General features: G+C 72.1%; 10 protein-coding genes and 1 pseudogene. 5 read left to right on the forward strand and 6 right to left on the reverse strand.

The window, feature by feature from the left end; translation table 11 throughout:
* Positions 1 to 28 precede the first annotated feature (28 nt).
* On the forward strand, positions 29 to 484 hold the full coding sequence (locus QIT00_RS26930; RefSeq protein ID WP_282538000.1) for a hypothetical protein: 456 nt from the start codon (positions 29 to 31) through the stop codon (positions 482 to 484).
* Between the two features lie 18 nt (positions 485 to 502).
* On the opposite strand, the gene QIT00_RS26935 is transcribed toward QIT00_RS26930, so the two are convergent.
* From QIT00_RS26935 to QIT00_RS26955, 5 genes are read right to left on the reverse strand one after another with little or no spacing between them, the layout of a single operon-like run.
* On the reverse strand, positions 503 to 1,669 hold the full coding sequence (locus QIT00_RS26935; protein WP_282538001.1) for an acyl-CoA dehydrogenase family protein: 1,167 nt from the start codon (positions 1,667 to 1,669) through the stop codon (positions 503 to 505).
* Positions 1,666 to 3,525 (reverse strand): acetyl/propionyl/methylcrotonyl-CoA carboxylase subunit alpha, encoded by a 1,860-nt coding sequence (locus tag QIT00_RS26940; protein ID WP_282538002.1) that lies wholly within the window; start codon positions 3,523 to 3,525, stop codon positions 1,666 to 1,668. The genes QIT00_RS26935 and QIT00_RS26940 overlap by 4 nt, the downstream gene beginning before the upstream one ends.
* An 11-nt stretch (positions 3,526 to 3,536) precedes the next feature.
* Positions 3,537 to 5,141 carry an acyl-CoA carboxylase subunit beta gene (locus QIT00_RS26945; protein ID WP_282538003.1) on the reverse strand — a complete coding sequence of 535 codons (1,605 nt, stop codon included), beginning with the start codon at positions 5,139 to 5,141 and terminating at the stop codon, positions 3,537 to 3,539.
* Complete coding sequence (locus QIT00_RS26950) at positions 5,138 to 6,853, reverse strand: acyclic terpene utilization AtuA family protein (RefSeq protein ID WP_282538004.1); 1,716 nt, start codon at positions 6,851 to 6,853, stop codon at positions 5,138 to 5,140. Before QIT00_RS26950 ends, QIT00_RS26945 begins: the two co-directional genes overlap by 4 nt.
* The gene (locus QIT00_RS26955) at positions 6,850 to 7,641 is read right to left on the reverse strand and encodes a TIGR03084 family metal-binding protein (protein WP_282538005.1); all 792 of its coding nucleotides are present in this window, start codon (positions 7,639 to 7,641) and stop codon (positions 6,850 to 6,852) included. Before QIT00_RS26955 ends, QIT00_RS26950 begins: the two co-directional genes overlap by 4 nt.
* A gap of 119 nt (positions 7,642 to 7,760) precedes the next feature.
* Here QIT00_RS26955 and QIT00_RS26960 point away from each other — a divergent pair, with 119 nt between their 5' ends.
* The 3 genes from QIT00_RS26960 (at position 7,761) to QIT00_RS26970 (ending at position 8,690) form a co-directional block, all read left to right on the forward strand.
* Positions 7,761 to 7,931 (forward strand): hypothetical protein, encoded by a 171-nt coding sequence (locus QIT00_RS26960; protein ID WP_282538006.1) that lies wholly within the window; start codon positions 7,761 to 7,763, stop codon positions 7,929 to 7,931.
* Between the two features lie 67 nt (positions 7,932 to 7,998).
* Complete coding sequence (locus QIT00_RS26965) at positions 7,999 to 8,295, forward strand: hypothetical protein (protein ID WP_282538007.1); 297 nt, start codon at positions 7,999 to 8,001, stop codon at positions 8,293 to 8,295.
* The gene (locus QIT00_RS26970) at positions 8,277 to 8,690 is read left to right on the forward strand and encodes a DNA-binding protein (RefSeq protein ID WP_282538008.1); all 414 of its coding nucleotides are present in this window, start codon (positions 8,277 to 8,279) and stop codon (positions 8,688 to 8,690) included. The genes QIT00_RS26965 and QIT00_RS26970 overlap by 19 nt, the downstream gene beginning before the upstream one ends.
* 165 nt (positions 8,691 to 8,855) lie before the next feature.
* On the opposite strand, the pseudogene QIT00_RS39010 reads toward QIT00_RS26970, so the two are convergent.
* A pseudogene (locus tag QIT00_RS39010) lies at positions 8,856 to 9,047 on the reverse strand (EamA family transporter); the annotation flags it as partial.
* Positions 9,048 to 9,177: 130 nt separating this feature from the next.
* On the opposite strand from QIT00_RS39010, the gene serC reads away from it, so the two are divergent.
* On the forward strand, positions 9,178 to 10,296 hold the full coding sequence (serC, locus tag QIT00_RS26980) for a phosphoserine transaminase (protein ID WP_282538009.1): 1,119 nt from the start codon (positions 9,178 to 9,180) through the stop codon (positions 10,294 to 10,296).
* Positions 10,297 to 10,350 lie beyond the last annotated feature (54 nt).

Here is a 10,350-nt window from a genome sequence, read left to right on the forward strand (position 1 = left end):
CCTGTCCGTCCTCCTCACCGGAGCCTGCATGTCCCAGCAAGACATCAACAAGCCTCTGCCGCGCAAGAGCCGCGCTGACGCCCTGGCCTGGGCCAAGGAGTACACCGCGGCCATGGCCCATTACGGAGAGGTGAAGATCACCGACGATCCGGCCCCAAGGACGAACTTCCAGGACTGCGTCGGCAAGAACGACGAGGTCCCGGAGGACGGGCGGTACATCCTGGTCTACGCCACCTACGTCAAGCTCCCGCAGGCCCAGCACATCGACACCATCCGCAAGGTGCGCAAGGCGCTCGAAGGCCATGGAGTGCGCATCACCGGCCACACCGAGCGCCCCGAGGTGCCCGAGGCCATCCTGTACGGCAAGAACGACAAGGAGGGCAGCTTCATCATCGCGGACTCGGTGAAGCCGCCGGACACCATCCGCCTCTCCGTCACCACACCTTGCTTCCTTCCGCCGGGAGTGGAACAGCAGCAGTTCTGAGCGCGGACGCCTTGAGGATCAGTACGACTTGGGCAGCCCCAGCGACTGATGTGACACATAGTTGAGGATCATGTCGCGGCTCACCGGAGCGATCCGGGCCACTCGGGCCGCCGTGATCAGCGAGGCCAACCCGTACTCGCGCGTCAGCCCATTGCCCCCCAACGTGTGCACCGCCTGGTCGACCGCCTGGACGCACGCGTCCGCCGCCGCGAACTTCGCCATGTTGGCCGCCTCGCCCGCACCCACGTCGTCCCCGACGTCGTACAGATGCGCCGCCTTCTGCATCATCAGGCGGGCCAGTTCCAGGTCGATGTGGGACTTGGCCAGGGGGTGGGCGATCGACTGGTGGGCGCCGATCGGGTCCCGCCAGACCTGGCGTTCCTTCGCGTACGCCACCGCCCGCGCGACCGCGTACCGGCCCATGCCGATCGCGAACGCGGCCGTCATGACGCGCTCCGGGTTGAGGCCCGCGAAGAGTTGCAGCAGGCCCGCGTCCTCGTCGCCGACCAGTGCGTCCGCCGGGAGCCGGACCTCGTCCAGGACCAGCTCGAACTGCTTCTCCGGGGCCTGGACCTCCATGTCGATCTGGTGGCGCTGGAAGCCCGGCGCGTCCCGGGGGACGATGAACAGGCAGGGCTTGAGGCGGCCCGTACGGGCGTCCTCCGTGCGGCCCACGATCAGGGTCGCGTCGGCGATGTCCACGCCGGAGATGAAGACCTTGCGCCCCGTCAGGACCCAGTCACCGGAGGTGCCGTCACGGCGGGCCGTCGTCGTGATGCGGTGCGAGTTGGAGCCCGCGTCGGGTTCCGTGATGCCGAAGGCCATCGTGCGGGTGCCGTCGGCGAGACCCGGCAGCCAGGCCCGCTTCTGCTCGTCCGTGCCGAAGCGGGCGATGACCGTCCCGCAGATCGCGGGGGACACCACCATCATGAGCAGCGGGCTGCCCGCCGCCCCCAACTCCTCAAGCACGATGGACAGTTCGGCTATCCCGCCGCCTCCACCCCCGTACGACTCCGGCAGGCTCACCCCCAGGTAGCCGAGCTTCGCCGCCTCCGCCCACAGCTCCTCGGGGTGGCCGCCCTCGCGGACGACCTTGGTCATGTAGTCGCGGCCGTACCGTTTGCCGAGCACGGCGACGGCGGCGCGCAGTTGCTGGTGCTCCTCGGTTTCCAGGGTGGCGGTCATGACTCTTTCTCCTCCTGTACGACGGCGAGCAGGGCGCCGACCTCGACCTGGCGGCCGGGTGCGGCGTGGAGCGCGGTGAGCTTGCCGGAGGCGGGAGCGGTGACGCGGTGCTCCATCTTCATCGCCTCCAGCCAGAGCAGGGGCTGCCCGGCCCGGACCTCGGCGCCTTCCGTGAGGCCCTCCGCGAGCCGTACGACGGTGCCGGGCATGGGCGCGAGCAGGGAGCCGGGGGCCTGGTCGGCGGTGGCGTCGGGGAAGCGGGGCAGGGCGGTGAGCGCGGCGCCGTTCACGTGGACGCGGCCGTCCGGGTACGAGGAGACCCTGAACTGCCGCCGTACGCCCGCTACTTCGAGCAGGACGAGATCCGGACGTACCTGAAGGACCCGCACCCCGTCCGCGTCGAGGCCCGCCCGCGTGTGCCGGTACCGCACCTCGTGCTCGGCCCCGTCCGGCTCGCTCCGGTACCGCTTGACCTGGTCCTGCGAGTGCAGGTTGCGGAAGCCGCCGAAGCGGGACCGGCCGTGCGCGTCGGCGAGCGCGGCGGCGAGGGGGGCGTACGGGTCGAGGGCGGGAGCGGTGAGCGCGTCCAGGTGGCGGTCGTAGAAGCCGGTGTCCATGCGGGCGGCGGCGAACTCCGGGTGCCGGAGCGACCGTACGAGGAAGTCGCGGTTCGTGACCGGTCCGTGCACCTCGGCCCGCTCCAGGGCCCCGGCCAGGCGGCGCAGTGCCTCCGCGCGGGTCGGGGCGTGGGCGACGGCCTTGGCGAGCATCGGGTCGTAGTGGACGCCGATGGTGTCGCCGTCCGCGCAGCCCGTGTCGACCCGCACGCCTTCCACGGAAAACCGGTGCAGCAGGCCCGTCTGCGGGGCGAAGCCGTTCGCCGGGTCCTCGGCGTACAGGCGCGCCTCGACCGCGTGCCCGCGTGGGGCGGGCGGCTCCAGCTCAAGGGCCGACCCCTCGGCCACGCGGAGCTGGAGGGCGACCAGGTCGAGCCCGAACACGGCCTCGGTGACGGGGTGTTCGACCTGGAGGCGAGTGTTCATCTCCAGGAACTGGGCCGTGCCGTCCCGCCCGACGAGGAACTCCACCGTGCCCGCGCCCACGTACCCGGTGGCCCGCGCGGCGCGCACCGCCTGCTCGTACAGCGTCTCCACCAGGGACGGGTCGAGGCCGGGCGCCGGGGCCTCCTCGATGACCTTCTGGTGGCGGCGCTGGAGTGAGCAGTCGCGGGTGCCGAGCGGCCACACCGTGCCGTGCCGGTCCGCGAGCAGCTGCACCTCGACGTGCCGCCCGCCCTCCACGTACGGCTCGACGAACACCTCCCCGTCCCCGAACGCACTCGCGGCTTCAGCCCCGGCGGCCTCCAACTCCTGCTCCAGAAAGGCCAGTTGGCGTACGACCCGCATGCCGCGTCCGCCGCCGCCCGCCGCCGCCTTCACGAGGACCGGCAGGTCGGCCTCGGTGACCTCGGCAAGCGGCGCGATGCCCATCAGCTCCTTGGCCCGCGTCTTCGACGCCATCGCCTCGATCGCCTCGGGCGGCGGGCCGATCCACAGCAGGCCCGCGTCCGTGACGGCCCGCGCGAAGTCGGCGTTCTCGGACAGGAAGCCGTAGCCGGGGTGCACGGCGTCGGCCCCGGCGGCCTGCGCGGCCTTCACGATCAGGTCGCCGCGCAGATACGTGTCGGCGGGGGCGGAGCCCGGCAGCCGTACGGCCGCGTCGGCCTCGCGTACGTGCAGGGCGTCCGCGTCGGCGTCGGAGTGCACGGCGACCGTGGCGATGCCGAGTTCGCGGCAGGTGTGGAAGACGCGGCAGGCGATCTCGCCCCGGTTGGCCACCAACAACCTTGAAATCATGGTCACTTCACTCACATCCGGAAGACGCCGAAGCCACCCCGCGCACCCTCGTACGGGGCGGTGTGGATCGCGGACAGGCACATGCCGAGGACCGTCCGCGTGTCCCTCGGGTCGATCACGCCGTCGTCGTAGAGCCGCCCGGACAGGAACATCGGCAGCGACTCGGACTCGATCTGCTGCTCGACCATGGCGCGCAGGGCGGCGTCCGCGTCCTCGTCGTACGGCTTGCCCTTCGCGGCGGCGGACTGCCGGGCCACGATGGACAGGACCCCGGCCAGCTGCTGCGGGCCCATGACGGCGGACTTGGCGCTCGGCCAGGCGAACAGGAAGCGCGGGTCGTAGGCGCGGCCGCACATGCCGTAGTGCCCGGCGCCGTACGAGGCGCCCATGAGCACCGACAGATGCGGCACCCGGGAATTGCTGACCGCGTTGATCATCATCGCGCCGTGCTTGATGATGCCGCCCTGCTCGTACTCCTTGCCGACCATGTAGCCGGTGGTGTTGTGCAGGAAGAGCAGCGGGATGTCGCGCTGGTTGGCCAGCTGGATGAACTGGGCGGCCTTCTGCGACTCCTCGCTGAACAGCACGCCCCGCGCGTTGGCGAGGATCCCGACCGGGTAGCCGTGCAGCGCCGCCCACCCGGTGACCAGGGACGACCCGTACAGCGGCTTGAACGCGTCAAAGTCCGAGCCGTCGACGATCCGGGCGATCACCTCGCGCGGGTCGAACGGGATCTTGAGGTCGCCGGGCACGATGCCGAGGAGTTCCTCGGGGTCGTACTTCGGCGGCTTCACGGCCACCGGGTCCGGATCGGCGTACGCCTTGCGCCAGTTGAGGCGGGCGACGACGCGGCGGGCCTGGCGGAGCGCGTCGGGCTCGTCGGCGGCCAGGTAGTCCGCGAGGCCCGAGGTGCGGGCGTGCATCTCGGCGCCGCCGAGCGACTCGTCGTCGCTCTCCTCGCCGGTGGCCATCTTGACCAGCGGCGGCCCGCCGAGGAAGACCTTCGCCCGCTCCTTCACCATGATCACGTGATCGCACATGCCGGGTACGTACGCGCCTCCGGCGGTGGAGTTGCCGAAGACCACGGCGACGGTCGGGATGCCGGCCGCGCTCGACTGCGTGAGGTGTTTGAAGAGGGCCCCGCCCGGGATGAAGATCTCCTTCTGCGAGGGCAGGTCGGCGCCGCCGGACTCCACGAGGTGGATCGACGGGAGGCGGTTGGCGAGCCCGATCTCGTGCGAGCGGAACGCCTTCTTCAGCGTCAAGGGGTTGCTGGCCCCGCCGCGTACGGTCGGGTCGTTGGCGGTGATCAGGCACTCGACGCCCTCGACGGTCCCGATGCCGCAGACCATGGCGGCACCCACGTGGTAATCACTGCCCCAGGCGGCGAGCGGCGACAGCTCCAGGAACGGGGTGTCGGGGTCGAGCAGCAGCTCGATCCGCTCGCGGGCGAGCAGCTTGCCGCGCCCCCGGTGCCGTTCCACGTACTTCTCGCCGCCGCCCGCGAGCGCCTTGGCGTGCTCGGCCTCCAGCTCGGCGATCTTGTCGAGCATGGCGGCGCGGTGGGCGGTGTGGTCGGGGTCGGTGGGGTCGAGCGAGGACGGCAGCACCGTCACAGCAGCACCTCCGGTAGGTCGACGTGCCGGGAGCGCAGCCACTCCCCCAGGCCCTTGGCCTGCGGATCGAACCGCGCCTGCGCGGCCACGCCGTCACCGAGCAGCCCCTCGACGACGAAGTTCACGGCGCGCAGATGCGGCAGCACATGGCGCACGACGGTCAACTCTGCGGTCTCCGGCAGGAGTTGGCGGAGCCGCTCGACAGTCAGCTCATGGACGAGCCACCGCCAGGCCTCCTCCGTACGCACCCACACGCCGAGGTTGGCGTCCCCGCCCTTGTCGCCGCTGCGGGCCCCCGCGACCAGGCCGAGCGGCACCCGCCGGGTCGGGCCCTCGGGCAGCGGCTCGGGCAGGGCGGGTTCCGGGACGTCCTCAAGCGGCCGGGTGCGTGCGGGCGGCGGCACGTCCACGCGGGAGCCGTCGGGCAGCACGGCGGTGTGCGGGACCTCGCCCTGCTCGACGTACGCGGCGTGGAACACCCCGTACGGGGCGCCCTTGCCGGGCGGGGCCGTGACATGGAAGCCGGGGTAGCTGCCGAGGGCCAGCTCGATCGCGGCGCCGCTAACGGCCCGGCCGACCGCCTCCTGCTCCGGGTCGCGCACGAGGAGCCGCAGCAGGGCACTGGCGGTCTCCTCGGTCCCGGCGTCGGCGCGGTCGGTGCGGGACAGCTCCCAACGCACGTCGGCGGGGCGGGACTCGGCCCGGTCGAAGGCGTCCTCGACCTGGGCGCGCACGAGGTCGGCCTTGGTGTCGACGCCGAGCCCGGTGAGCACGAACACGACCTCGTTGCGGAACCCGGCGAGCCGGTTGAGGCCGACCTTGAGCGTCGGCGGCGGCGCCTCCCCGCGCACCCCGTCGATCCGCACCCGGTCGGGCCCGTCCTGCGTCAGGCGTACGGAGTCGAGGCGGGCGGTGACGTCGGGGCCCGCGTACCGGGCGGGGCCGGTCTCGTAGAGGAGCTGGGCGGTGACGGTGCCGAGGTCCACCCAGCCGCCGGTGCCGTCGTGCTTGGTGATGACGCTCGACCCGTCCGCCCGGATCTCCGCCAACGGGAAGCCGGGGCGCCGCAGTTCACGCACCGGGTCGCGCCCCGCCTCGTCGAAGAACGCGTAGTTCCCGCCCGTCGCCTGCGTCCCGCACTCCAGGACGTGCCCGGCGACGACGGCCCCCGCGAGCTCGTCGTACGCCTCGGGCCCCCACCCGAAGTGCGCGGCCGCCGCGCCGGTGACGAGCGCGGCGTCGGTGACGCGGCCGGTGACGACGATGTCCGCCCCGGCCCGCAGGCAGGCGGCGATGCCGTGCCCGCCGAGGTACGCGTTGGCGGTGAGGACGCCCTCGCCCCAGCCCCCGCGCCCGGACAGGTCGTCCCCCTCGACATGCGCGACGGCGGCGGGAACGCCGACCTTCCGGCTCAACTCCCTCACCTTCAGGGCCAGTCCGGCAGGATTCAGCCCACCCGCGTTGACGACGATCCGTACGCCGCGCTCGTGCGCGAGCCCCAGGCATTCCTCGGCCTGCCGCAGAAAGGTCTTGGCGTAGCCGAGCCCGGGGTCGCGCAGCCGGTCGCGGCCGAGGATGAGCAGGGTCAGCTCGGCGAGGTAGTCGCCGGTCAGGACGTCGAGGGGGCCGTCGGCGAGCATCTCCCTCACGGCGTCGAAGCGGTCGCCGTAGAAGCCCGAGGCGTTGCCGACGCGCAGCGGCGCGGGACTCACCGCGCACCGCCCGGGGCCCGGCCCTTGCCCGGCAGCCCGGCGAAGCACTGCGCGATGTCCAGCCAGCGGTCGGCGTCGGCGCCCTCGGCGCGCAGGTCGAGGTCGTCGCGGTGGGCGCGCTGGGTGACGAGCAGACAGAAGTCGAGCGCGGATCCGGTCACGCGCTGCGGCGCCTCCTCGGGCCCGTACGCCCACAACTGGCCGTCAGGGCTGTCCAGTTCGACGCGGAACTCCTCCGCCGGTACGGGCAGGCCGCGCACCCCGAACGCGAAGTCCCGGGTCCGTACGCCGATGTGCGCGATGTGCCGAAGGCGCGCGGTGGGTTCCCGGTGCACGCCGAGCGCGTCCGCGACGTCCTGCCCGTGCGCCCAGGTCTCCATCAGGCGGGCGGTGGCCATCGAGGTGACGCTCATCGGCGGCCCGTACCAGGGCAGCCGCTCCCCGGCGGGCCGCGCCCGGAGTACGCGCTGCAACTCCTCGCGCCCGTCCCGCCAGCGCGCGAGCAGCTCGCCCGGGGGGAGTACGGCCAGCTCCTCGGCCCCGTCGTCCACGAAGCTCTCGGGCGCGGCGGCGGCCTTCTCCACCTCGCGGGCGAAGCCCTCGGCGTCGGTGGCGGCGAGCAGGGCGGCCCGGTCGGTCCAGGCCAGATGCGCGATCTGGTGAGCGACACTCCACCCGGGCGCGGGCGTGGCCCCGGCCCACTCCTCCGGGCCCAACTCCCCAACGAGGGCGTCGAGTCCGGCACTTTCGTCACGCAGGTCGTCGAGCACGTACACGGGGTCGGGCACGGGCGTTCCCCTCACGTATGCGGTGTGCGGTGAGCATGGCAGCGGCACAGGAAACAATCAAGCGTGCTTGGAAAATCCGACGCTACACAACAGCGTCGATGCCGGGACATACTGGCCCCGTGACCACAGACGACGAACGTCATCAGCGGGCCGAATGGACCCGCGCCTACCTGGCTGAGCACTTCGGCGTCTACGTGACCGACGAGGAGAGTGCGGCCATGGGGCGCCGACTCCGCGAGGCCTTCGCGGAAGCCCAGCGGGACCGCGGGACGCGCCCCGGCGCCGCGTAGCCCTGGACGCGGTTTCCCTGCCCTGGACGCGGTTTCTCTTTTCCTACTCCTTTGACACAATGGAGCCATGTCCGAGACGACGTACAGCATCGGCGAAGGGCCCTCGACACGGGTCAGCCTCTCCCTGCCGGAGGGCACCGCCGAGGCCATCCGGGCGCGGGTCGGCAAGCGGGAGTTCTCCGCCTACATCGCCGCGGCCGTCGAGCGGGAGCTGCGCGGTCAGGTGCTCGACGAGTATCTGGCGGATTACGAGAGCCGCCAGGGCCCCGTCTCCGAGCAGGCGCGACAGCGGGCCCGGCAGGTCTTCGACGAGGTGTTCGCCGAGGGGTTCGCCGAGGGGGGGCAGTGGCCCGCCGCAGGCTGAGTCACGAGGGGACCCTCATCCTCGACAGCGAGGGGCTCTCCAAGCTGCTCGGCGACGACGAGACAGTCGTCGCCCTGGTCGCGGAAGCCCGCTCCCGAGGCATGGAGGTGGTGATCTCCGCGCTCACCATCATCGAGGCCGTCCACGCGCGGACGAACAAGCCCCGTTTGAACTGGATCCTGTCCGGCCTGCGCGTCATCCCCGTGGGCGACGAGGAGGCGAAGGCAGCCTCGACGCTGCTGATGGCGGCCGGCCTGCACGGCCACAAGTACGCCATCGACGCCGCCGTGGCCGAGGCCGCGCTGCGACAACAGCGCCCGGTGGTCATGCTGACCTCCGACGTCGATGACATGACGAAGCTGCGCGGCGATCGGATCCGGCTCGTCGGCGTATGAGGCCCGCGGAGTCCGCGCCCCGCCCCACCCCTCCCGCAAAGCCCCCTCACCTGCGTCCGAACCGCCCCGATGCTCGCCGCCACCACCAGTGCGATGGCCAGCGCGTCCGTCCAGGACAGGGCCTGATGGAGGATCAGGAAGCCCGCCGTCGCCGCGATGGCCGGTTCCAGGCTGGATACGGGCGACGGCCTGGTAGAAGAGGCCGTTCATGGCGGCCGTCGTCGCGCCGAAGACCAGGACCGTGCCCCAGTCGGCCCGCGTGTGGCCGCGCACCTTAGGACGGCAGACCAGGAGCAGGACCACGGCCGCCGCGACGAGGCGGATCGTCACCACACCCAGCGCACCGGCCCGCGGCATCAGCGTCACCGCGACCGCCGCGCCGAACGGTTTCCGTCTGTGGACGTCCCGCCCCTCCCGTCCGTGGACGTCCCGTCTCGGGGGATGGACCGCGCAAACCCCCCGTCCGGGGACCCGCTAGGCTCCCGACGTGGCTGAGATCCAGATTCCCGCTGACATCAAGCCCGCCGACGGCCGTTTCGGCGCGGGCCCCTCCAAGGTGCGTACGGAAGCGCTCGACGCTCTGGCCGCCACCGGAACCTCCCTGCTCGGAACGTCCCACCGCCAGGCCCCGGTCAAGAACCTGGTCGGCCGGGTGCGCGAGGGCATCCAGAGCCTCTTCCAGCTCCCCGAGGGCTACGAGGTCGTCCTCGGCAACGGCGGCTCGACCGCGTTCTGGGACGTCGCGACGCACGGCCTGATCGAGAACAAGTCGCAGCACCTCTCGTTCGGCGAGTTCTCCTCCAAGTTCGCCAAGGCCGCCAAGCTGGCCCCGTGGCTCGCCGAGCCCACGGTCATCCAGAGCGAGCCGGGCACCCACCCGAGCCCGCGGGCCGAGTCGGGCGTGGACGTGTACGCGTACACGCACAACGAGACCTCCACCGGTGTCGCCGCCCCCATCAAGCGGGTCGAGGGCGCCGACGCGGGCTCGCTCGTCCTGGTGGACGCCACCTCCGGCGCGGGCGGTCTGCCCGTGGACATCACCGAGACGGACGTCTACTACTTCGCGCCGCAGAAGTCCTTCGCCGCGGACGGCGGCCTGTGGCTGGCCGCGTTCTCCCCGGCCGCGATCGAGCGCGCCGAGCGGATCCACGGAAGCGGCCGGCACGTGCCGGAGTTCTTCTCGCTGCCCACCGCGATCGACAACTCCCGCAAGAACCAGACGTACAACACCCCGGCGCTCGCCACCCTGTTCCTGCTCGCCGAGCAGCTGGACTGGATCAACGGCCAGGGCGGCCTCGACTGGGCGGTGCGCCGCACGGCCACCTCCTCGCGCACGCTCTACGGCTGGGCCGAGGAGTCCAAGTACGCGAGCCCCTTCGTCGCGGACCCGGCGCAGCGCTCGCAGGTCATCGGCACGATCGACTTCTCGGACGACGTGGACGCGGCCGCCGTGGCCAAGGCGCTGCGCGCCAACGGCATCGTGGACACCGAGCCGTACCGCAAGCTGGGCCGCAACCAGCTGCGCGTCGCGATGTTCCCGGCGATCGACCCGGCGGACGTCGAGGCCCTCACGGCCTGCGTGGACTACGTGATCGAGAAGCTGTAACAGCTCCGCTCGTACGCGACGAGGGGCCCCGGGCCAGAGGCACGGGCGGGGCCC

This window comes from Streptomyces luteolus (genome assembly GCF_029968015.1).
Lineage (GTDB): Bacteria > Actinomycetota > Actinomycetes > Streptomycetales > Streptomycetaceae > Streptomyces > Streptomyces luteolus.